Origin of the sequence: Micromonospora sp. NPDC001898 (assembly GCF_042891255.1) — a bacterium.
In the GTDB taxonomy this organism is placed as follows: Bacteria; Actinomycetota; Actinomycetes; order Mycobacteriales; family Micromonosporaceae; genus Micromonospora.
The window spans coordinates 20,537-40,265 of the sequence record NZ_JBIATC010000032.1 but is presented as its reverse complement, the minus strand read 5'-3'; the positions used below and the strand labels follow the sequence as shown (position 1 = coordinate 40,265).

Here is a 19,729-nt window from a genome sequence, read left to right as displayed (position 1 = left end):
CTCAACGGACGCCCCCGACAAACCCTGGACTGGGACACCCCTGGTGAGAGAATGTCCCAGCTCCTCGATGTTGCAACCACCGCTTGAGACCGCCCCAGGGGCCGAAATCTTCCAAGATCTACCCGATCTCCGCATCACCACCGTGATCGGGCGCCTGCTGCCAGGAGACGTTGTGTACGCCTCGCGCACTTCGACACAGGCTTTAGCGGACGAACGTGAACAGTTCCCCGGAGGCGTCCAGCGGGCGTGGCGTGCCGGCGAACCGGTGCACGCCGATGGCGAAGAGCACACCCTCCGGCGCGTGGAACGCCCGCTCCACGAATCCGGCGTCGCACAGCCAGCCGCGCAGCGCCGGAGTCAGGTCGGGGGCGCGCCGGGTCCGCGTCCAGATCACCGTGGCACCCGCCGCGCAGAGCTGCGGTAGGGCGGCCACGGCCCGGCGTACGTCATGGTCGGTAACGTTGCCGAACACCCCGGCCAGGAGCACCAGGTCGGCGGGCACCGCTCCCGCGTACGACGAGAGTTGCCCCGCGTCCGCCCGCTCGACGGTGACGTTCGTGAGCCCGGCCCGGCCAGCGGCATTCCGGGCGGCGGCCACGTTGCCCGCGTCGTACTCCAGCAGCGTCGCTCGGACCCGGTGCGCGTCGGCCCGCCCGGCGAGCACGCCGACGAGGTCGTGCCCCTGGCCCGCGCAGACACTGACCGCCGTCAGCCTCTCGTCGGGGCGCTCGTCCAGCCACGAGGCGATCTCCCGTCGCACGAGGCGCAGCCGGCGCGACAGGGACGATCCCTCGTCGGCGTAGGGCTCGTGCCACGCCTGCCAGTCGGTCCGGGCCGGCATCCCTTCGCTCCCCGCCTGCTGCTCCGCCTCCGCGAGCCGGATCTCCGCCCTGGCGTCATCACCCACCCAGGTGAACCTAGGGGCCGGCGGACTCCCGATCCACCGGATAACCGTCGGCCGGCGCGTCCTGCGGGTACCAGCGCAGCTCGACGACGTTGCCGTCCGGGTCCCGGACGTAGACCGATGTGGCGCTGCCCCGCGCCCCGAACCGTCCCACCGGGCCCTCGACCACGTCGAGGCCACCCGGGGCGATCACCTCGGCCCAGTCGAGCGGGGCCACCACCAGGCAGAAGTGGTCGACGTTGGATTCACCCCTCAGGCCCCGGACCAGGTCGATGATCGTCTCCGGGTTGACCCGCACCGACGGGAAGGGCGCCTCGCCGGCCCGCCACCGGTCGACGCGGACCGGCTCCAGGCCGAGCGTCCCGCAGTAGAAGCCCAGCGAGCGGTCGACGTCGGCGACGGTGAGGACCAGGTGGTCGAAGCCGGTCACCCGGACCGCGCTCACGCCGCCGCCTCCAGCGCGTACGCCCGGCGCAGCCAGTCGGTGAACAGGGCCGGGTCGACCTCGTCGACGGTGCGCAGCTTCACCGACGCCATCCGCCGCGCGCCGGGTACGAGCCGCCCGGACAGGTCGGCCACGTCCTGCCCCCGCCACAGCCCGAAGGTCACGTACGTCGACTGGGCCTTGAGCAGGCACACCGGCTGCCTGCCGGGCCGGTCGCCGAGGCCCCACACGGGGTGACCGTGCCACAGCGCTCCGGTCGCCTCCGGCAGGGCCGCCTCGACGACGGCGCGCACCCGTTGCCCGACCTCCCACAGCGGGGCGTCGAGTCCGGTCAGGTAGTTGCTGGGCATGGCGTACTCCTCGTGGTCGTCAGGGGTGGGGCAGGGGCCCCGGGTCACGTTCTCAACGATCGACCGGACGGCGGGTCCGACCAAGCCGTGATCGGGCTACGACCGTTTACCCTGGCTCAACGAACGGTGGCCGGGTCGCCGAGTGGTGGGGGTCGGATGCTGGAACGGTACGAGGTCGAGACGTTCCTGACCCTGGCCGAGGAGCTGCACTTCGGGCGTACCGGCGAGCGGCTGGGGGTGACCACCGGGCGGGTCAGCCATGTGGTGAAGAAGCTGGAACGGCGGATCGGCGCGCCCCTGTTCGCGCGTACCAGCCGGGTGGTGACCCTGACCCCGATAGGCCGCCGCCTCGCCGACGACCTGCGCCCGCTGGTCGGCGGGATGGAGGCGGCGGTGCGCCGGGCCACCGAGGCGGGGCGGGGGATGACCGGGCAACTGCGGGTCGCCTTCCTCGGCGAGGGGACGGCGTCGGTGCTGCTGCGGGCCGTCGCCCTGTTCAGCGAGCGGCACCCCGACTGCGAGGTGCGAGTACGCGAGGCGCAACTCGCCAACTCCCGGGCCAGCCTGCTCGACGGCTCGGTCGACGTGCTCGTGGCCTCGTACCCGTTCGACGGGATGGCGTGCGGCCCGGCGCTGCTGACGGAGGGCCGGGTGCTCGCGGTGGCCGCCGAACATCCGCTGGCCCGCGCCGGGTCCGTCTCGTTGGAGGTGCTGGCCGAGCACCCGGTGGTGCAGTACCCGGCGGTGACCTCGGCGGAGTTCAAGCGGGACCGCACGCCGGAGCGCACCCCGTCGGGGCGGCCGGTGCCGAAGGGCCCGACGGGGGACACGTTCTCCGAGCTGCTGACCCTGGTGGCGCTGGGCCGGGGCGTCCTGCCGGTCGGCGAGCACACCCGGCGCTACTACCCGCGTCCGGACGTCGCGTACGTGCCGATCAGCGACGCCCCGCCGATCCGGCGCGGGCCGGTCTGGTTGGAGAGCAACACGACGTCCCGGGTCCGCGAGTTCGTCCGGGCCGCAACGGACACGACGGCACGCCCGCCGGCCTGAGCCGGGTGCGGCGTCCGGCTGAGCCCGGGAAGGCGCCGGGCGGCGAGCGGGTCGGGAACCCGGCAGGCCGTACGCTGACGATCATGCGGATTGGCATCGTGATCCTCCCTGACCAGCGTTGGTCTGACTCGCAGCGCCGGTGGCGGCAGGCGGAGGAGTGGGGCTTCGACCACGCCTGGACGTACGACCACCTGGGCTGGCGGGACCTGGTCGACGGGCCGTGGTTCGACTCGATGACGACGCTGACCGCCGCCGCGACGGTGACCTCCCGGATCCGGCTCGGCACCCTGGTCGCCTCGCCCAACTTCCGGCACCCGGCGGCGTTCGCCCGGCAGGTCACCGCCCTGGACGACGTCTCCGCCGGCCGGTTCCTGCTCGGTCTCGGTGCGGGCGGCATCGGCTTCGACTCGGCCGTGCTGGGCGGCGAGATGCTGCCGCCGCGCCAGCGCGTCGACCGGCTCGCCGAGTTCGCCGAGCTGCTCGACCTGATCCTGCGGGAGGACGGGACGACGTGGCGCGGCGAGTGGTTCGCCGCCGTGGACGCCCGGAACAATCCTGGCTGCGTACAGCGTCCCCGGGTGCCGTTCGTGATGGCCGCCAACGGTCCCCGTTCGATGCGGCTGGTGGCCCGGTTCGGGGAGGGCTGGGTGACCACCGGCGAGGGCGGCGACGACCTGGAGGCGTGGTGGGGGACCGTGTCGGACCTCGCCGCCCGGATGGACCGGACGCTGGCCGAGGCCGGCCGCGACCCGGCCACGCTGGACCGCTACCTCTCCCTCGACTCCGCCCCGGTCTTCTCGCTGAGCAGCGCGGACTTCTTCGCCCAGCAGGTCGGGCGGGCCGCCGCGCTGGGCTTCACCGACGTGGTCACGCACTGGCCGCGGGCCAGCAGCTGGTACGCGGGCGACGAGGCCGTCCTGGTGGACGCGGCCACCCGCTTGCTGCCCGAGCTGCGCCGCCTCGCCCCGGCCGACCGCTGACAATTGCGGGTGACGATCCCGGTCCTTTCCGCCACCCTGGCGTCCATGAGAGCGGACGAAGCACGGCTCCCTGAGCAGCCTGAGGTGGTCCTGATGTGCGGGATGGCCGGCTCGGGCAAGACGACGTACGCCAAAGGCCTCGAGACCAAAGGCTACGTCCGACTGTCCGTCGACGAGGAGATCTGGCATCGCTTCGGTCGCTACGGCGTCGACTACGAGCCCGACCAGTACGAGGAGCACACCGAAGTCGCGAGGCAGGTTCTGCGCGAGCGGTTGTTCTCACTCGTGGCACAGCGTCGCGACGTCGTCATCGACTCCAGCTTCTGGCAACGCTCACGACGGCAGGAATACAAGGAGCTGATCGAGGAAGCCGGGGGCTGCTGGCGCCTCGTCTACCTCAAGGCCGAGCCGGCGCTGCTACGGCAGCGCCTCCGTACGCGAGCTGAGCGGTTCGACGCCAACGCCGCCTTTCCGGTCACCGACGAACTGCTGGACCGCTACCTCCAGAGCTTCGAGCCGCCGTTCGGCGAGGGGGAAGAGGTCATAGTGGTGGCCGCCGACTGATGAGCCGGCACACGTGCTGTCGGCGGCACTCGGAGGACCGCTCCGCGACCCGCTGAGCCTCCCGGGCGGCGGTTGTCTCGGCGCGGGGCGTCGGCAGGGCCTCCCGCGCGCCTCAGGTGGCGGTGCCGCCCTCGGTCGAGACGAGCCGGAACCGGATGCAGACGACCTGGGTGTCGTCGGTGACGGGGGTGCCGACCCGGGCCCAGTAGGTGGCGTGACCGGCCCGCCACTCCTCGATGGACCGGTCGCCCTCCCCTTCCGCGCGGGCGAAGTCCCAGGGGACGTCGGCGAAGCGGACCACCTCGACGCCGGTCACCTCGACGACCCCCACCAGCGCGTCGTGGTCGTCGACGAGGGCCAGCCGCTCGCCGGCCCGCTCAAGTTCCTCGCCTTCCTCGGCGTACTCGCCGATCAGGCCGGCGGTCGCCGCCTTGACCTCGGCGAGCACCAGGGCGTTGAGTCGGGCTCGCATCTCGCCGGGGGTGCCGAGGGAGAGGGCGCGCAGTTCACCGATGCGAGGCCACATCCTGCCGAGGCTACGTGAGCCCGCCGCCCACCGCCGCCCGATTTCGCCGCCGTCGGGCCTCGGTGCCCGGCGTCCGGAGTCTAACGCCGGCAGGGTACGCAGCGCAGCCGTCGGCGCGGTCACCGTGTCACGCCATCGGTGCACCCGGTCACCGTGCCCGTGCCGGGCCAGCGCCTCCGCCGCCATCCGCCGTGGTCGGACAGCCCCTGATCGTTCGACTTCAGTCCCGCTTCAGGTCAATGGTCGCCGCTCAGCCCAGCCGGACGGCGTCGAGCAGGCCGCGTACCCGCAGTTCGGTGGCGAGGGCGGGCGGGCAGTCGACGACCACCGCGGACGTGCCGAGGACCTGGGCCCCCCGGGTCGCGCAGATCTCGTACAGGGCCTGGAGCTGGGCGCCGGTGGCCACCCAGTCGTCGACGACCAGCACCCGGTCCCCGGGGCCCAGGTGCCGGTCCCGGACGCCGAGTTCGACCCGGCGGCCCCGGAAGTCGGGCGGGCTCTGCGCCCAGGTGGTCGCCCCGGCGGGCAGCCGCCCGTCCCCGGCCTTGTGTGCCGGCACGAAGCCCACCCCGAGCGCGGTGGCGGCGAGCGGGCCGAGCAACAGCCCGGTGACGGCCGGGGCGAGCACCACGGTCGGCCGGGCGGCCCGGAACGGCGCGACCAGGGCCGGCCCGAGTTCCGCCAGAACGGCCGGATCCCGCCACCAGCCGGAGACGTCGCTGACCAGGTGGGTGCTCTCCGGGCCGGGATCGATCCACCGGAACAGCTCGACGAGGCGTTCGCTCAGCTCAGCGGGCATGCCGCCCATCCTGCGGCATCCCCGCGAGGCGCGGTGCCGGCCGGGTTCGGGGCGGGTCGGATCCGGGGCCGAGCGGCCCACCTCGCCTCGGATGATCGGCTACACGTATGCGAGCAAATACGTTCATAGCACCATGATCACGTTGACTTCGGAAGTGCTTCTCTCGTTACGGTCCGGGCCGGTTTGTTCAGCGACGACGAAAGGACGGGCCCGGTGGCTGGTAGGCACTCCCGTACCCGCATGTTCTCCTCGCCGGCCGGCATCGCGGCCACCGCGGCGGTCGGCGTCGCGCTCGCCGTCGGTGGGACCGTCGGCGCCGTCCAGCTCGCCTCCGGCGAGCCGGCGGACTCCGCGCCGGTCCTCGTCGACGCCCCGGTGAGCAGCCCCGCCGTGCCGGCCCCACCCTCGGCGTCACCGAGCGCGAGCCTGCCGCCCAGCGCCGGCCCCTCGCCCACGGTCACCGCCAGCCCGAAGGCGACCCGGACCCAGGCCGCGTCGCGGAGCAAGGCCCGCACCGCCGCTCCGAAACCGGCCGCCACGACCAAGAAGCCGGCCCCGACCAGCGCCGTCGTCGACAGCGGCTCCTGCGGCGCGTCCTTCTACGACGAGGGCCAGCTCACGGCCAACGGGGAGACCTTCAACCCCGACGAGCTGACCGCCGCGCACAAGACCCTGCCGTTCGACACCAGGGTCCGGGTGACCAACCCGGCGAACGGCAAGTCGGTCACCGTGCGGATCAACGACCGTGGCCCGTTCATCGAGGGCCGCTGCATCGACCTGTCCCGGGCCGCATTCGCCACCATCACCTCCGTCGACGTCGGCGCGCTCACGGTGAAATACGAGGTCCTGGGCTGACGCGGCGGCCCCTGCGGTGGGCGAGGCATCCGTCCCCCGTCGGTCCGGCACTCCGGGCCGGCCGGGCAGAACATCCTCGGACGACGGGCCAGGCTCATTCACCGGCCCTCGTCGATCAGGCATGCTGTCCCTCGTACGCACGCATGCCTTCCAGTCGGGCCGCGGCCCGCTGAGCCCCGGATCCCGCGCCGGCCTCGGCGCGGCCCTCGCCCTGCTCGCGATCATCTCCGGGGTGGAGCTGGCGGACGGGCGCACGGCGCACTACATCGCCCTGATGGTCGCCGCGCCCTCCCTCGCCGCCGCGCTCGCCTCCTGGCGGGTGGTGCTCGGGGTGGGCGCCGTCGCCACCGCGATCGGGTCGACCTTCGCCCTGATGGAGCCGACGACGTCGCTGGTGACCGCGGTCAACGTGGCCGGCATCGCGCTGGCCACCGCCATCGCGGGGGCGGTGGCCGGCGTCCGGGAGCGGCAGGCCGAGCAGATCGCCGAGCTGTCCAAGCTGGCGACGGTGGCCCAGCAGGCGGTGCTGCGTCCGCTCGGCCCGCAGGTGGGCACACTGGCGGTGGCCGGGCGCTACATCTCGTCCACCGCCACCGCCGAGATCGGCGGCGACCTGTACGAGGCGATCGACACCCCGTACGGCGTGCGCATGATCATCGGTGACGTCCGGGGCAAAGGGCTGGACGCCGTCCGGCTGGCCAGCATCGTGCTCGGCTCGTACCGGCACGTGGCGTACGAGCGGGCCGACCTGCGGGCCGTGGTGACCGACCTGGACCGGGCGGTGGCCCGCAACGTCGGCGACGAGGACTTCGTCACCGCCGCGCTGGTCGAGGAGCGGGGCGGGACGCTCACCATCGTCAACTGCGGCCACCCGGCACCGCTGCTGCTGCGCCGGGGCGCGGTGATCCCCCTCGAACCGCCGGCACCCGCCCCGCCGCTGGGCTTCATGCCGGTCGTCCGGCCCCGGGTCGAGCGGCTGGAGCCGGGCGACCGCCTGCTGCTGTTCACCGACGGCCTCGGCGAGGCCCGCCGGGACGGCGAGTTCTTCCCGACCGCCGACCGGGCGTGGCGGCTGCTCGGCCACGGCACGGTCGGCGACGGGCTGGCCTCGCTGGAGACCGCCCTGGTCGAGTGGGTGCATGGCCGGCTCGACGACGACATCGCCCTGGTCCTGATGGAGTACGCGGGCCCGAGCAGCGCGGTGACCGCCCCGGTGCCAAGCTGGGAGGTCGGTGCCGCCGAGGGCTGACGGAGTCGGGAGGTCGGTGCCGCCGAGGGCTGACGGAGCCGGGAGGTCGCGCCGCCGAGGGTCGCGGAGACGCGCCGTGTTGGTTTGGTGCCTGTTTACTGGAGAATGTGGTGTCGCGGCACGGCCGAGGCCACTGATTCCAGGATTGGGCAAGATCTCGTCACTCGGCACCGGGCGGTGGCGGCCCGACGGTCGCTGGCCTGCTGATTCGGTGGCCCGGCGACCGCCGGAACGCGGGTGTGTAGTCGCTGTCACTTCCGCAGCTGGCTTGTCGCTTCCTACCGACGAGTAATACAGTCGGGGTTACTGATCGGTAATACCTGTCCGGAAGCGGGGCCAGCGAGCATGACCCACTACAAGAGCAACCTTCGGGACCTCGAGTTCAACCTGTTCGAGGTCTTCGGGGCGGACCGGGCGTTCGGCCAGGAGCCGTACTCGGATCTCGACGTCGACACCGCGCGCAGCTTCCTCGCCGAGGTGGACCGCCTCGCCCGCGAGGATCTGGCCGCCAGCTATACGGACAGTGACCGGAACCCGCCGGTCTTCGACCCGGCCACGCACACCGCACCGCTGCCGGAGTCGTTCAAGAAGTCGTACCAGGCGTTCATGGACTCGGAGTTCTGGCGGCTGGACCTCCCGCCGGCCCTCGGCGGCACCAACGCCCCCCGCGCCCTGTGGTGGTCGCTCGCCGAGTTGGTGCTCGGCGCGAACGCCCCGGTCTGGATGTACTCCTCCGGCCCCTCCTTCGCGCACGTGGTGTACGTCGAGGGCAACGAGCGGCAGCAGAAGTGGGCCAAGCTCTTCGTCGAGAAGCAGTGGGGCTCCACCATGGTGCTCACCGAGCCGGACGCGGGCTCGGACGTCGGCGCCGGTCGCGCCCGCGCCGTCCAGCAGCCGGACGGCTCGTGGCACATCGAGGGTGTGAAGCGATTCATCACCTCCGGCGAGCACGACCTGAGCGACAACATCGTGCACTACGTGCTGGCCCGCCCGGTCGGCGTCGAGGGCGCCGGCGGCCCGGGCACCAAGGGGCTGTCGCTGTTCGTCGTCCCGAAGTACCACTTCGACGAGAACACCGGCGAGCTGGGCGAGCGCAACGGCGTCTATGCCACCAACGTCGAGCACAAGATGGGGATCAGGGTCTCCAACACCTGCGAGATGACCTTCGGCGAGCACGGCGTGCCGGCGAAGGGCTGGCTGCTGGGCGACAAGCACGACGGCATCCGGCAGATGTTCATGATCATCGAATATGCCCGGATGATGGTCGGCACCAAGGCGATCGCCACCCTCTCCACGGGCTACCTCAACGCCCTGGAGTACGCGAAGAACCGGGTGCAGGGCGCCGACCTGATCCAGCAGGCCGACAAGACCGCGCCCCGGGTCACCATCACACACCACCCGGACGTGCGCCGCTCGCTGATGCTTCAGAAGTCGTACGCCGAGGGCCTGCGTGCCCTGGTCTGCTACACCGCCACCTGGCAGGACCAGGTCGCCATTGCCGAGGCGGCCGGCGACGAGAAGGCGACGAAGACCGCGAAGCGGGTCAACGACCTGCTGCTGCCGCTGGTCAAGGGCGTCGGCTCGGAGCGGGCGTACGAGATGCTCGGCCACGAGTCGCTCCAGACGTTCGGCGGCTCCGGCTTCCTTGAGGACTACCCGCTGGAGCAGTACGTCCGGGACTCGAAGATCGACACCCTGTACGAGGGCACCACGGCGATCCAGAGCCTCGACCTGGTCTTCCGGAAGATCGTCCGGGACAACGGCAAGGCCCTGATGACGGTGGCCGCCGAGATCCAGGAGTTCATCACCTCCGAGGGCGGCAACGGCCAGCTCAAGCAGGAGCGGCAGTCGCTCGGCAAGGCGCTCGCCGAGATCCAGAGCATGCTCGGCGTGCTCACCGGCTGGCTGGGCGAGGCGCAGGCCGGCGACTCCCGGGCGCTCTACAAGGTCGGTCTGAGCAGCCGGCGATTCCTGCTGGCGATCGGCGACCTGGTCGTCGGCTGGCTGCTCCAGCGGCAGGCCGACGTGGCCCTGCGCGCTCTGAACGGCGAACTCTCCGCCGCCGACAAGGCGTTCTACGCCGGCAAGGTTGCCGCCGCGAAGTTCTTCGCCCGCGAGGTGCTGCCCCGCCTCGGCGCAGACCGGCGGATCATCGAGAACACCGACCTGGACGTGATGGACCTCCCGGAGGAGTCCTTCTAGCCCCAATCCCCCCCCCGGGTCGCCCCGCGCGCCCCCACCCGCCGGGTCTGCGCCGGCACTTTCACGGAAAGAGGGGCTGTCCCGCGCCGGGAGGCCACGAATTCCGGGAAAGTGCCGGCGCTTCTGGTTCGGAGGGGTTCGGGGCTCTATCAGAGTGTCTGTACCGGGTAGTTGGCGGCGCGGGCGGGTAACCGGGGCGCGGACGTCGTCAGTGAACGCCCAGAGCCACCGCACGTGGGGGTGCAGCGCACATGGGCATTGGTAGCGGAATCTTTCTGATCGCCATCGGCGCGATCCTGACCTTCGCCATCCGGGCGAACGTCTGGTGGGTGGACCTGCGCGCAGTCGGCTGGGTGTTCATCCTGGCCGGGTTGGCCGTACTGCTCACCACGCTCTGGTTCTGGCAGGACCGGCGTAAGCGGGCGCGCACCTTGATCGTGGAGGAGAACCGGCTGTCGCATCCGACCGCGATGATGCCGCCTCCGCCCGACCCGCCTCCGCCCACGGCGCCGCCGTCCTGAATGAGCCCGTGAGCAGGGGCCCTGGTCGCACCGGGGCCCCTGCCACGCGTACCCGCCCCGGGCTCAGCCCCGTGCGGTGTGGCGGGCGGTGATGTCGGCGCGGCGCAGGTCGGCCCAGCGGAGCCGGGTGCGGTGCACCACGAGGTCGGCGGTACGCATGCCCTGCTGGTCCGCCCGCTCCGGGTCGAGGAGCGCCGAGAGCAGCGAGACACCGGGGTTGTGGGCGACCAGCAGCACCGTAGTCGCCTCCGGCGGCGCCGACCGGACCAGGGACAGCAGCTCCACCGGGCCTGCCTCGTACACGCCGGGCTCGTAGCGCACCGCCGGGAGGGTGCCGGCGGGCCCGGCCTCGTCCGGCGAGCCGGTCATGCCCAGCGCCACCCCGTGCCAGGTCCCCCGGGTGCGTCTCGCGGGCGAACAGAACACCACGTCGGGCAGCAGGCCGTGCCGGGCCAGCCAGGCGCCGGCAGCGGCGGCGTCGGCCTGCCCCCGCGCGGTCAGCTGCCGATCGCCGTCCGTGCCGTCGCCCGGCGGCTCCGCCTTGGCGTGCCTCAGCAACACCAGCGTCCGTTCCGTACCCGGGGCGTCCGTCATGGCCCCAGCTTGCCCGATTGGCGAGCGGAGTGCCGGGGTATGTCGATGGGTGCCGCAACCTCACGATGGCCGCGGCGGGTAGTAGCGCCAGCTGACAGCCAAGGAGGCGACAAAATGGGCATTGGTGCCAGCATCTTCCTCATCGCACTGGGTGCGATCTTCGCGTTCGCCGTACAGGCCGACCTGGGGTGGCTCAACCTCGGCGTCGTCGGCTGGGTGCTGATGCTCGCCGGGGTCGTGAGCCTGCTCACCACCCTCTACTTCTGGAACCGGGGCCGGCGCACCGTGGTGGCCACTCCGGTGCGGGAGAACCGGGTCGTGGCCGACCGGGTCGTGGCCGACCGGGTCGTACCGGTGCAGGGCGAGCCGGTGGTGCAGGAGTACCGCGAGGTGCGCCGCCCGCGCCGGACGGTCTGACCAACCGGCCCGACGAGCGCATGCCGACGGCCGAGGACAGCCTGCCGGCCCGGCCGTCCACCGGCCGCCGACCACCCGAAAACCCCGGGGCCCCGCAACGGTGCGGGGCCCTCGGCGTGTGCGGGCAGGTGCGGCCCCCGTGCGGCCCTCAGGCGAACAGGGCGAAGTAGATCGCGATGTGATGGCAGACCGCGGCCACCAGGGTGCAGGCGTGGAAGAACTCGTGGTGGCCAAACACGGTGGGCCACGGGTTGGGGCGGCGTAGCGCGTAGAAGACCGCACCTACGCTGTAGATCGCGCCGCCGACGGCGAGCAGCACCAGCGCGGTCACCCCGCCGGAGTGCAGGATCTGCGGCAGCATCGCCACCGCGACCCAACCGAGCGCCAGGTAGAGCGGGGCGGAGACCCAGCGCGGGGCGTGCGGCCAGATCAGTTTCACCGCCACCCCGCCCAGCGCGCCGCCCCAGACCAGGGCGAGCATGGTGGTCGCGTGCCGGGCGTCCAGCAACAGGACGCAGAACGGCGTGTACGTGCCGGCGATGAACACGAAGATCATCGAGTGGTCCATCCGGCGCATGATCTGATACCCGCGTTCCGACCACACCCGGCGGTGGTAGAGCGCGCTGGTGCCGAAGAGCCCACACACGGTCAGGCTGTAGATCAGGCAGCTCACCAGCGGAGCCCAGCCGGGCCGACCGGCCGCGACGGAACAGAGCACGATGCCGCAGACGAGTGCGACGAAGAACGCGTAGGTGTGCAGCCAGCCCCGCATCCGGGGCTTTCCGATGTCGACCGGCTTGAGTCGAAGCGGGGCGGAGGTCGTCACGCCATTAGGTTACGGCACCGTAGGTTACCTGCAAGTAGTGTCCCGGGTCACGAGATCGAGGGGTCGGACGCCCCTGGCCGTCCGCCGGATCGGGAATCATGACGGGATGCGGATCCGACCCGTCGGCACGAACGCACTGCTGCTCGACTGCGACGACCCCGACCAGGTCGAGGCTTGGCGCGCCGAGCTGTGGCGCCGCCGGGCAGCCGGCGAGCTGACCGCCGTCGAGATCGTCCCCGCGGCCCGCACCGTGCTGCTCGACGGGGTGCCCGACCCGGCCCGGGCCGCCGCACTCGTCGCCGGCTGGACGCCCCTACCCGCCGACGCCGACGCGCCCGCCGACGAGGTCGAGGTCCCCGTCAGGTACGACGGTGCGGACCTGCCCGCCGTCGCCGGCCACTGGGGGGTGGACGTGCCCGAGGTGGTCGCCCGGCTCACCAACACCGAGTTCCGGGTCGCCTTCTGCGGGTTCGCGCCCGGGTTCGCGTACCTGACCGGGCTGCCGGCGGAATGGGCCGTACCCCGGCTGCCGACGCCCCGGCCCCGGGTGCCGGCCGGCTCGGTAGCCCTGGCCGGCCCGTACGCCGGGATCTACCCCGGCGCGTCGCCCGGCGGCTGGCTGCTGGTCGGCCGGACCGACCTGACCCTGTTCGACGTGCGCGCCGACCCGCCGGCCCGGCTCACCCCGGGCACCCGGGTCCGCCTGGTGGCCGGGTGACCGCCAGCCCGGCCGCCCCGGTCGCCGATCCGGGCCGGATCGAGGTGCTCCGGGCCGGCGCGCTCACCACCGTGCAGGACCAGGGACGGCCCGGCTGGGCGCACCTCGGCGTGCCCCGGTCCGGGGCGCTCGACCCGGCGGCGCTGCGGCTGGCCAACCGCCTCGTCGGCAACCCGGAGGCCGCCGCCGGCCTGGAGATCACCCTGACCGGCTGCACGCTGCGGCTGACCCGGGCCGGCACGGTCGCGATCACCGGCGCGGACGTCGACGTCCGGGTCGGCGACCGGCCCGGCGACGTCGGCCGGCCCCTCGCGGTCCCGGCCGGGGCGGTCGTGCGGGTCGGCCCGGCCCGCACCGGGCTGCGGAGCTGGCTCGCGGTGGCCGGCGGGATCGCCGTCGCACCGGTGCTCGGCAGCCGCTCCACCGACACCCTCTCCGGCCTCGGGCCGCCCCCGCTGCGCGACGGAGACACCCTGCCGCTCGGCGCCCCGCCCGGTGACCCCGCTCCGGTGGACGGCACCGTCGGCCGCCCGGCCCCGGCCGAGCTGCTGCTCGGGCTGCGACCCGGCCCCCGGGACGACTGGTTCCCCTCTGCCGCGTTCGACCTGCTGTACGACACGGCGTACCTGGTGAGCACGGTGAGTAACCGGGTCGGCGCGCGACTGATCGGCGCACCCCTGCCCCGCGCGGTGGCCGGGGAACTGCCCAGCGAGGGCATCGTGCTGGGCGCGGTGCAGGTGCCCGCCGACGGCCAACCGCTGATCTTCCTCGCCGACCACCCGACCACCGGCGGCTACCCGGTCGTCGGGGTGGTGGAGGACGTGACCGGACTCGCACAGGCCCGCCCAGGTACTACGGTGAGGTTCCATGGACCTCAACGCTGACCTCGGCGAGGGTTTCGGCATCTGGCGGCTCGGCGACGACGAGGCGCTGCTGGACCTGATCACCTCGGCCAACGTCGCCTGCGGCTTCCACGGCGGCGACCCGTCCACCATGCGTCGGGTCTGCGCCGCCGCCGCCGAACGTGGGGTCGCCGTCGGCGCCCAGGTCGGCTACCGCGACCTCGCCGGATTCGGCCGCCGGCACATCGCGTACACCTTCGCCGACCTGCGCGACGAGGTGACCTACCAGCTCGGCGCGCTCGACGCGTTCTGCCGGGCGTTCCGCACCCGGGTCCGGTACCTCAAGCCGCACGGCGCGCTCTACCACGCGGCGGCGGCCGACGAGTCGCAGGCCGCCGCGCTGGTCGCCGCGATCAACGACTACGACCATGAGCTGCCGGTGCTCTGCGCGCCCGGCTCGGTGCTCGCCCAGCTCGCCACCGGGGCGGGCATCCGGGTGGTCGCCGAGGGCTTCGCCGACCGGGGCTACCTGCCCAACGGCACGCTGGTGCCCCGCACCGCCCTCGGCGCGCTGGTCACCGACCCCGAGCAGGTGGCCGACCGGGCTGTCCGGATGGCCACCGAGCGGACCGTGGTCGCGGTCGACGGCACTGTCGTACCCTGCCCGGTCGAATCGATCTGCCTGCACGGAGACACCCCGGGCGCGGTGGCGTCCGCCGCCCTGGTGCGGGCCGCACTCATCGACGCGGGAGTCACACCCACCCCGTTCGTGTGAACGGGCCGCTCCGCCGGCCCCGCCCCGGAGCGGCGGCGGTCAGGCGTCCAGGCCGCGCAGGACCAGCGGGAGCCGGGCGGCGCCGCCCTCGACCACCCGGACCGGCACGCCCCAGTCCTGCCGGGTCAGGTGGCAGGCCGCGTGCTCCACGTCGGCGTCACACGTCGCCGCCTGGGCGGTCACCTGGAGCACCCCGCCGGCCACCGCACCGTCGACCACCAGCCGGCGGGACAGCTCCGTGCCGGTGCCTGCCCCGTCCAGCAGCAGCTCCGGCGGGGACGCCGAGACCACCAACCGGGTCGACGGCCCGTACGTCTCGTCCAGCTTCTGCCCCGGGGCCGGGGTGAAGACGATGTCCAGGGTGACCTCGCCGGCCGTCACGTCCGTCGGCTTCCGCTCGGTGCGGTGCCGGGGGCCGTCGACCGTGCTCGCCCCGGCGGCCGACAGCGCGCCCGGAGCCAGCCGGGTCAGCCGGTGCGCCGCCGACTCGACCACCAGCACCCCGCCGTCGGCGGTCAGCACCACGTCGCTCGGCTCGGCCAGCCCGGCGGCGACCGTGGACACCTGGCCGGTCCCCGGGTCGAACCGGCGGACCGCGCCGTTGTACGTGTCGGCGACCAACACCGAGCCGTCCGGCAGCGCGCACACGCCCAGCGGGTGCTGGAGCAGCGCCCGCTCGGCCGGCCCGTCGACGTGGCCGAAGTCGAACAGCCCCTGCCCGACGGCGGTGCCCAGGACGCCGTTCTCGACGTACCGGACCGCGCTTGTCTCGCTGTCGGCGATCCACAGCCGCGCGCCGTCGGTCGACACCGACAGGCCGGACGGCTGGGCCATCCACGCCTCGGCCAGCGGGCCGTCGCGCAGCGCCTCGACCGTCGTGCCGGCGTACATCCCCGCCGTGCGTCGGATCGGGTCGAACCACCAGAGCTGGTGGATGCCGGCCATCGCGACGATCACCCTGTCGTCGTACCAGGCCAGGTCCCAGGGGGAGGAGAGGTCGACCGAGAGCGCGTCGTGGGCGTGGTCGTCCACCGTGGAGCGCCACGGCCGGCCGGTGCCGGCGACGGTGACCACCTCGCCGGTGCTCAGCCGTACGCCGCGCAGCAGGTGGTTGACGGTGTCCGCGACGACCAGGTCGTACCCGGCGACCTCGGCCACGTGCTCCGGCAGCCGGCACAACCCCTGCGGCTCGGAGAACGCGGCGGCACCCGCCGGGCCGTCGGCCCGCCCCCGCTCGCCCGAGCCGATCCGACGGACCAGGGTCTCGCCGTCGGGGGCCAGTTCGACCAGGCAGTGCCGGGCCGAGTCGGAGACCAGCAGGTTCCCGCCGTCGAGCAGGACCGCCTTGCCGGGGAAGCGCAGGGTGGTCTCCGGCTCGGCCGGCGGTACGTACGGGCCGTCGCCCCGGTGCAGGGTGCCCTTGGTCTCGTGTGCGTCGATCAGCTCGTCGATCAGCCGCGCCAGCCCTTCGGCGTGACCCTCGCCGGCCATGGTGGCCACCACGTACCCCTCGGGGTCGATCACCGCGAGGGTCGGCCAGGCCCGGGCCGCGTACTGCTGCCACATGTCCAGCTCGGGATCGTCCAGGACGGGGTGGTGCACGCCGTACCGCTCGACGGCGGCGGCGAGGGCGTCGGGGCCCTTCTCGTGCTCGAACTTCGGCGAGTGGACACCGACGACGACCAGCACGTCGGCGTACTTCTCCTCCAGCGGGCGCAGCTCGTCGAGCACGTGCAGGCAGTTGATACAGCAGAAGGTCCAGAAGTCCGCGACCACGATCTTGCCGCGCAGGTCGGCCAGCTTCAGATCCCGCCCACCCGTGTTCAGCCAACCCCGTCCGCGCAGTTCCGGGGCCCGTACTCGTGCGCTCATCCCCTCAGTCTGCCCGACGGGGATGCCCCGCACGTCAACACCTGCGCGGCCCCGGCCGCCACACCCGGCGTACGACGAGGGCGGGGCCACGGTGCTCCGTGGCCCCGCCCTCGGGAATCCGCTACTTGGTGGACGGCTTCAGGCAGAGCACCTTGTTCGGCACGTCGCCTTGGAGGATTGCGGACGGCTGGGTCGGGTCGGCGCACTTCTCCTTGGCGTCGACCCTCGACACCACGGTGAAGGTGTCGGCGTCGCCGCAGGTCGCCGCCGTCACGTTGGTGCCAGCCCGCTTCACGCAGGAGCCGACCGCCGGCACCTTGTCGTCGCTGAACTTGCCGAGCAGCATGAGCAGGCCGAGCGGGACCGCGAGGATCAGCACGGCGGCCACCAGCACGGCGACCAGCACCCGGCCGTTGCGCACCTTCGGCGGTGGCGCGTCGGTCTTCTGCTCGGCCGCGTCCGGCTTGAACGAGTCGAACCGGCCCTGATCGGGCTCCATGTCCCAGGACGAACCCGACTGCTGGCCCTGCGTCGGGAAGGCCGGTGGGAAGCCACCCGGGGCCGGCTCGCCGAACGGGGTCGAGCCGTGCCCCGACACCCCGCCCTGGACGGCCGCGCCGCCGCTGACCGGGGCCGCCGGGCCGCCGAACTGGTCATTCGGCCGGTCGCCGTCGTGCGGCCGGACGCCGTTCACCGGCCGATTGCTGGCCGGCGGGTCCATGAAGGACGGCACGCCGGGCGGGAAGGCGGGCGGAACCGCCGCTGCCGTGGCGGCCGGCCCGCCGCCGTATCCGTGTTGCCGGTCGGGCTCGTCGAAACGGCCGTGGGGGCTCGGCTCGTCGAACCGGCTCTGCGGCCCGGGCTCGTCGAATCGCCCGTGCGGGCTCGGCTCGTCGAACCGGGCCTGCGGGCTCGGCTCGTCGAATCGCCCGTGTGGGCTCGGCTCGTCGAACCGGGCCTGTGGGCCGTGCTCGTCGAAGTGTCCCGTTGGGCCCGGCTCGTCGAAGCGGTGCGGCGGGTTGGGGTCGGGGTAGAAGCCGTGCCCCTCCGCCTGCTCCGGCTCCTCGACCGGCTCCGGGCGGGTGGGCCGGCCGTACACCCGGGGCTGCGGCGTGGGCGTGTCGCCGGGCTGGCCCTGGTCGGTCGGGGGCGTCACCCGGCTGGTCAGCGGCACGGACGCGCTCGCCGAGACGCTGCCGGCTGCGGGCTCCCCGGCCTCCGGCAGGGAGACAGCGGCCCGGGCGGACGCCTGGCCCTCCGGCGACACCCGGGGAGCGGGAACGACCGGGCCGGCGGGAGACGGGGGCTCCTCGGCACGGCCCCAGCCGTTGTCGGCCCCCGCCAGTTCCGGCTCGTACGCCGACGGCCCGCCCTCGCGGCCTGACGGCTCGACCTCCGGGGTGAACTGGGCCGGCGGCAGGTAGTCGGCCGGCGGGGCGGCGGCCAGACTGGCGCCGGGCACCCGCTGCTCCTGCTGCGGCAGCGGGACGGCGTTGGCCGGCGAGATCCCGGGGGCCGGTGCCGGCTGGTAAAGCGGCCGGTCCTCCGACCGTTCCGGCTCCCAGCCGTTGCCGGCCGGCTGCGGCGGGGCGGGCTCCGCCTCGGCGGAACGTCCCCACGCCTCGCCCGGTGCCCACGGCTCGACGTCCGGCACGCCGGGCCGCTCGGTTCGATCCGGTGCGGGCCATTGCTGCTGGTCCTCTGCCGGGGCGCTCCAGGATGGCGGCCCGTCCACGCTGACGGTGGCGGTGGCCCGGGCAGGCGGCACCGACGTCGGCTCGGCCGCCGCCCAGTCCGGGACGGCCGGGCGGTCCTCCTGCTGCTGCGGCACCGAAGCCGCGCCCCACGCGCCGGGCTTGGCCGTCCCGTCGGCACCGGCCCAGGCGGTCGGCTGGGGCTGGTCGTCGCGCTTGCCCTCCGCGGCAGCCCAGCCGTCGGAGCGGGCGGGGTCGTCCTGCCGCCCGCCGACGTTCCAGCCGCCGGAGCGGGCAGGGTCGTCCTGGGGGACGGCGGGCGAGCCTGCGTTCCAGTCGGAGCGGGCGGCTTCGTCCTGCTGTCCGGCGGGGTTCCAGCCGTCGGACGGGTTGGCGTCGGCCTGGGCGGGCCAGGCGTCCTGGGGCGGGGTGGCCTGGTTAGGGACGCGGGCGGCGCCCCGGGCGGCCGACTCGGTCTGCCCCCAGGGCGTGGGCGGTTGCTCGGCCTTGCCGGCGAACGCGGGCTGCTCGGCCGGGGCCCAGCCAACTGGGTGAACGGGTTCGTCGTCCGGCTGCCGGCCGGTGTTCCAGCCGCCGGAGCGGGTGGGGTCGTCCTGAGGGGAGGCGGGTGAGCTGGTGTTCCAGCCGCCGGAGCGGGCGGGGTCGTCCTGAGGGGAGGCGGGTGAGCTGGTGTTCCAGCCGCCGGAGCGGGCGGGGTCGTCGTCCTGCTGCCCCGTGGGGTTCCAGCCGTCGGACCGGTTGGCGCCGGCCTGGGCGGGCCAGGCGTCCTGGGGCGGGGCGGCCTGGCCGGGGACGCGGGCGGCGCCCCGGGCGGCCGACTCGTTCTGGCCCCACGCGGCGGGCGGCTGCTCGGACTGGGCGGGCCAGGCCGGCGCCGGCTGTTCGGGCTGCGCTCCCCAGGCCGGTTGGGGCGAATCACCGGCGGGGCCGGGCGGCGTGGGCGGCGCGGTGGCGGGCCAGGTGGGGTTGGGCTGATCCTCCTGCTTCCAGCCCGGCATCGGCTGGTCGGCCTGGCCCCAGGCGGGCTGCGACGCGGCGGGCGGTGGCCCCCACGCGTCCGGCCGGTTCGGCTCCGGCTGCTGTGCCGGCGCCTGGGCGGCGCCCCACGCGGCGGTGGGCGGCTGGTCGTTCTGCGGTGCGGCAGCACCCCAGGCCGCCGTCGGCGGCTGGTCACCCTGCGGTACGGCGCCCCACGCGGCGGTGGGTGGCGGTGCGGCGCCCCAGGCCGCCGTGGGTGGTTGGTCGCCCTGCGGTGCGGCACCCCACGCGGCGGTGGGCGGCTGGGCGTTCGGCGGGGCGGCGGCACCCCAGGCAGCCGTGGGCGGCTGGTCGTTCTGCGCCGCCGGGGCGGGAGTTGGCGGATTCGGCCGGGCCGTGGGGGGCGGGGGCGCCCAGCCCAGGTCCGGGCTGGCGACGCCGTACGGCGCGGGCGCGCCGGTGCCCGGCGACACCTCGTCCGGCTCTTGGCCGGGGTGGTGCGGGCCCTCGGACGTCATCGGTGCGCCTCCTCCATCACATGTCGGCC

The 19,729-nt window shown here is 73.9% G+C and carries 20 protein-coding genes; 11 read left to right on the top strand and 9 right to left on the bottom strand.

Annotation, left to right across the window (positions count from 1 at the left end):
* Positions 1-202: 202 nt before the first annotated feature.
* Genes ACFYZF_RS29680 through ACFYZF_RS29670 form a run of 3 tightly spaced genes read right to left on the bottom strand, consistent with a single transcriptional unit; the run spans position 203 to position 1,747 of the window.
* Positions 203-907: an SAM-dependent methyltransferase gene (locus ACFYZF_RS29680; RefSeq protein ID WP_387026344.1), complete on the bottom strand. Its 705-nt coding sequence runs from the start codon at positions 905-907 to the stop codon at positions 203-205.
* A gap of 10 nt (positions 908-917) precedes the next feature.
* Positions 918-1,349, bottom strand: a complete 432-nt coding sequence (locus ACFYZF_RS29675) for a VOC family protein (protein ID WP_387026342.1) — start codon at positions 1,347-1,349, stop codon at positions 918-920.
* The gene (locus tag ACFYZF_RS29670; protein WP_387026340.1) at positions 1,346-1,747 is read right to left on the bottom strand and encodes a DUF1801 domain-containing protein; all 402 of its coding nucleotides are present in this window, start codon (positions 1,745-1,747) and stop codon (positions 1,346-1,348) included. The genes ACFYZF_RS29675 and ACFYZF_RS29670 overlap by 4 nt, the downstream gene beginning before the upstream one ends.
* Before the next feature lie 108 nt (positions 1,748-1,855).
* Between ACFYZF_RS29670 and ACFYZF_RS29665 the strand changes: the two genes are divergently transcribed.
* The 3 genes from ACFYZF_RS29665 (at position 1,856) to ACFYZF_RS29655 (ending at position 4,293) form a co-directional block, all read left to right on the top strand.
* Positions 1,856-2,749 carry a LysR family transcriptional regulator gene (locus tag ACFYZF_RS29665; protein ID WP_387026338.1) on the top strand — a complete coding sequence of 298 codons (894 nt, stop codon included), beginning with the start codon at positions 1,856-1,858 and terminating at the stop codon, positions 2,747-2,749.
* An 83-nt stretch (positions 2,750-2,832) separates the two neighbouring features.
* Positions 2,833-3,729, top strand: coding sequence for an LLM class flavin-dependent oxidoreductase (locus ACFYZF_RS29660; protein WP_387026336.1), 897 nt, complete (start codon positions 2,833-2,835; stop codon positions 3,727-3,729).
* 45 nt (positions 3,730-3,774) lie between these two features.
* Positions 3,775-4,293 carry an AAA family ATPase gene (locus ACFYZF_RS29655; protein WP_387026334.1) on the top strand — a complete coding sequence of 173 codons (519 nt, stop codon included), beginning with the start codon at positions 3,775-3,777 and terminating at the stop codon, positions 4,291-4,293.
* Between the two features lie 112 nt (positions 4,294-4,405).
* Here the strand turns inward: ACFYZF_RS29655 and ACFYZF_RS29650 are convergent, their stop codons facing one another.
* Both ACFYZF_RS29650 and ACFYZF_RS29645 read right to left on the bottom strand, forming a co-directional pair.
* A complete protein-coding gene (locus tag ACFYZF_RS29650; RefSeq protein ID WP_387026332.1) occupies positions 4,406-4,819 on the bottom strand; it encodes an ASCH domain-containing protein in 414 nt (137 codons plus the stop codon).
* A 250-nt stretch (positions 4,820-5,069) separates the two neighbouring features.
* Positions 5,070-5,618 (bottom strand): phosphoribosyltransferase family protein, encoded by a 549-nt coding sequence (locus tag ACFYZF_RS29645; RefSeq protein WP_387026330.1) that lies wholly within the window; start codon positions 5,616-5,618, stop codon positions 5,070-5,072.
* Between the two features lie 213 nt (positions 5,619-5,831).
* On the opposite strand from ACFYZF_RS29645, the gene ACFYZF_RS29640 reads away from it, so the two are divergent.
* From ACFYZF_RS29640 to ACFYZF_RS29625, 4 genes are all read left to right on the top strand, one after another.
* The gene (locus ACFYZF_RS29640) at positions 5,832-6,473 is read left to right on the top strand and encodes a septal ring lytic transglycosylase RlpA family protein (protein WP_387026328.1); all 642 of its coding nucleotides are present in this window, start codon (positions 5,832-5,834) and stop codon (positions 6,471-6,473) included.
* 121 nt (positions 6,474-6,594) lie between these two features.
* The gene (locus tag ACFYZF_RS29635; protein ID WP_387026326.1) at positions 6,595-7,722 is read left to right on the top strand and encodes a PP2C family protein-serine/threonine phosphatase; all 1,128 of its coding nucleotides are present in this window, start codon (positions 6,595-6,597) and stop codon (positions 7,720-7,722) included.
* Between the two features lie 345 nt (positions 7,723-8,067).
* Complete coding sequence (locus ACFYZF_RS29630; RefSeq protein ID WP_387026324.1) at positions 8,068-9,924, top strand: acyl-CoA dehydrogenase; 1,857 nt, start codon at positions 8,068-8,070, stop codon at positions 9,922-9,924.
* A gap of 251 nt (positions 9,925-10,175) precedes the next feature.
* Complete coding sequence (locus ACFYZF_RS29625) at positions 10,176-10,445, top strand: DUF6458 family protein (protein ID WP_043961115.1); 270 nt, start codon at positions 10,176-10,178, stop codon at positions 10,443-10,445.
* A 63-nt stretch (positions 10,446-10,508) separates the two neighbouring features.
* Here the strand turns inward: ACFYZF_RS29625 and ACFYZF_RS29620 are convergent, their stop codons facing one another.
* The gene (locus ACFYZF_RS29620) at positions 10,509-11,039 is read right to left on the bottom strand and encodes a SixA phosphatase family protein (RefSeq protein ID WP_387026322.1); all 531 of its coding nucleotides are present in this window, start codon (positions 11,037-11,039) and stop codon (positions 10,509-10,511) included.
* 114 nt (positions 11,040-11,153) lie between these two features.
* On the opposite strand from ACFYZF_RS29620, the gene ACFYZF_RS29615 reads away from it, so the two are divergent.
* Positions 11,154-11,456, top strand: a complete 303-nt coding sequence (locus tag ACFYZF_RS29615) for a DUF6458 family protein (RefSeq protein WP_387026320.1) — start codon at positions 11,154-11,156, stop codon at positions 11,454-11,456.
* Between the two features lie 148 nt (positions 11,457-11,604).
* Here ACFYZF_RS29615 and ACFYZF_RS29610 read toward each other — a convergent pair whose 3' ends face one another.
* Positions 11,605-12,282, bottom strand: coding sequence for a hemolysin III family protein (locus ACFYZF_RS29610; protein WP_387026318.1), 678 nt, complete (start codon positions 12,280-12,282; stop codon positions 11,605-11,607).
* 106 nt (positions 12,283-12,388) lie between these two features.
* On the opposite strand from ACFYZF_RS29610, the gene ACFYZF_RS29605 reads away from it, so the two are divergent.
* The 3 genes from ACFYZF_RS29605 to ACFYZF_RS29595 are packed head-to-tail and all read left to right on the top strand — an operon-like array spanning position 12,389 to position 14,617.
* Positions 12,389-13,000 (top strand): allophanate hydrolase subunit 1, encoded by a 612-nt coding sequence (locus ACFYZF_RS29605; RefSeq protein ID WP_387026317.1) that lies wholly within the window; start codon positions 12,389-12,391, stop codon positions 12,998-13,000.
* Positions 12,997-13,884: a biotin-dependent carboxyltransferase family protein gene (locus ACFYZF_RS29600; RefSeq protein WP_387026315.1), complete on the top strand. Its 888-nt coding sequence runs from the start codon at positions 12,997-12,999 to the stop codon at positions 13,882-13,884. Before ACFYZF_RS29605 ends, ACFYZF_RS29600 begins: the two co-directional genes overlap by 4 nt.
* The gene (locus ACFYZF_RS29595) at positions 13,868-14,617 is read left to right on the top strand and encodes a LamB/YcsF family protein (protein ID WP_387026313.1); all 750 of its coding nucleotides are present in this window, start codon (positions 13,868-13,870) and stop codon (positions 14,615-14,617) included. The genes ACFYZF_RS29600 and ACFYZF_RS29595 overlap by 17 nt, the downstream gene beginning before the upstream one ends.
* A 39-nt stretch (positions 14,618-14,656) precedes the next feature.
* Here ACFYZF_RS29595 and ACFYZF_RS29590 read toward each other — a convergent pair whose 3' ends face one another.
* Entirely contained in the window at positions 14,657-16,489 is a 1,833-nt protein-coding gene (locus ACFYZF_RS29590; protein ID WP_387026311.1) for an NHL domain-containing thioredoxin family protein, read from the bottom strand.
* Between the two features lie 121 nt (positions 16,490-16,610).
* Complete coding sequence (locus tag ACFYZF_RS29585; protein WP_387026309.1) at positions 16,611-19,700, bottom strand: hypothetical protein; 3,090 nt, start codon at positions 19,698-19,700, stop codon at positions 16,611-16,613.
* Between the last annotated feature and the right edge of the window lie 29 nt (positions 19,701-19,729).

What these genes read in the sequence shown, in the direction of transcription:
- ACFYZF_RS29665 (WP_387026338.1), top strand. Translation starts at nt 1,856, where the DNA reads ATGCTGGAACGGTACGAGGTCGAGACGTTCCTGACCCTGGCCGAGGAG.
- ACFYZF_RS29660 (WP_387026336.1), top strand. Translation starts at nt 2,833, where the DNA reads ATGCGGATTGGCATCGTGATCCTCCCTGACCAGCGTTGGTCTGACTCG.
- ACFYZF_RS29655 (WP_387026334.1), top strand. Translation starts at nt 3,775, where the DNA reads ATGAGAGCGGACGAAGCACGGCTCCCTGAGCAGCCTGAGGTGGTCCTG.
- ACFYZF_RS29650 (WP_387026332.1), bottom strand. Translation starts at nt 4,819, where the DNA reads ATGTGGCCTCGCATCGGTGAACTGCGCGCCCTCTCCCTCGGCACCCCC.
- ACFYZF_RS29645 (WP_387026330.1), bottom strand. Translation starts at nt 5,618, where the DNA reads ATGCCCGCTGAGCTGAGCGAACGCCTCGTCGAGCTGTTCCGGTGGATC.
- ACFYZF_RS29635 (WP_387026326.1), top strand. Translation starts at nt 6,595, where the DNA reads ATGCTGTCCCTCGTACGCACGCATGCCTTCCAGTCGGGCCGCGGCCCG.
- ACFYZF_RS29630 (WP_387026324.1), top strand. Translation starts at nt 8,068, where the DNA reads ATGACCCACTACAAGAGCAACCTTCGGGACCTCGAGTTCAACCTGTTC.
- ACFYZF_RS29625 (WP_043961115.1), top strand. Translation starts at nt 10,176, where the DNA reads ATGGGCATTGGTAGCGGAATCTTTCTGATCGCCATCGGCGCGATCCTG.
- ACFYZF_RS29620 (WP_387026322.1), bottom strand. Translation starts at nt 11,039, where the DNA reads ATGACGGACGCCCCGGGTACGGAACGGACGCTGGTGTTGCTGAGGCAC.
- ACFYZF_RS29615 (WP_387026320.1), top strand. Translation starts at nt 11,154, where the DNA reads ATGGGCATTGGTGCCAGCATCTTCCTCATCGCACTGGGTGCGATCTTC.
- ACFYZF_RS29605 (WP_387026317.1), top strand. Translation starts at nt 12,389, where the DNA reads ATGCGGATCCGACCCGTCGGCACGAACGCACTGCTGCTCGACTGCGAC.
- ACFYZF_RS29595 (WP_387026313.1), top strand. Translation starts at nt 13,868, where the DNA reads ATGGACCTCAACGCTGACCTCGGCGAGGGTTTCGGCATCTGGCGGCTC.
- ACFYZF_RS29590 (WP_387026311.1), bottom strand. Translation starts at nt 16,489, where the DNA reads ATGAGCGCACGAGTACGGGCCCCGGAACTGCGCGGACGGGGTTGGCTG.
- ACFYZF_RS29585 (WP_387026309.1), bottom strand. Translation starts at nt 19,700, where the DNA reads ATGACGTCCGAGGGCCCGCACCACCCCGGCCAAGAGCCGGACGAGGTG.